This is a genomic window from Neisseria sp. P0021.S005 (assembly GCF_051956955.1).
Map to the genome: position 1 here is coordinate 1 of NZ_JBQCWY010000892.1, position 540 is coordinate 540.

A 540-nucleotide genomic window follows, 5' to 3' on the forward strand; every position below is an offset into this window, starting at 1 on the left:
ACTTTACCGTATCAAATAACTCTTTCCAAAGCAGGGCTAACCCCAATCCCATACTTGCAAAACCTCAACGCCCTCCTTTTAAAATCAATTCTTCGCATTTTTTCCTATTCTTGTTGTTGCCTAACTTTTCAGACGACCCCTTTCTTTATCCAAACTCCGTTATAATGACGGCTTTAAAATTAATTTATCCAAAGACAGTCTTATCATGAAACACATCCACATTATCGGTATCGGCGGCACATTTATGGGCGGCGTAGCGGCTATTGCCAAAGAAGCAGGTTTTAAAGTCAGCGGTTGCGACGCAAAGATGTATCCGCCGATGAGCACCCAGCTTGAAGCCTTGGGCATAGACGTACATGAAGGTTTTGATGCCGCTCAATTGGACGAATTTAAAGCCGATATTTACGTTATCGGTAATGTTGCCAAACGCGGCATGGATGTGATTGAAGCCATTTTGAATAAAGGCCTGCCTTACATTTCCGGCCCGCAATGGCTTGCTGAAAACGTATTACACCATCATTGGGTACTCGGTGTAGCCGG

2 protein-coding genes are annotated in these 540 nt (G+C 44.1%); both read left to right on the plus strand.

The genetic code is table 11. The annotated features are described in order from the left end of the window. The coding region (locus ACTHUE_RS20005; RefSeq protein WP_440424279.1) for a hypothetical protein at positions 1–209 on the plus strand (209 nt) is incomplete at its 5' end. Beyond that, on the plus strand, positions 206–540 hold a 335-nt coding region (locus tag ACTHUE_RS20010), incomplete at its 3' end, for a Mur ligase domain-containing protein (RefSeq protein WP_440424280.1). The genes ACTHUE_RS20005 and ACTHUE_RS20010, both read left to right, overlap by 4 nt.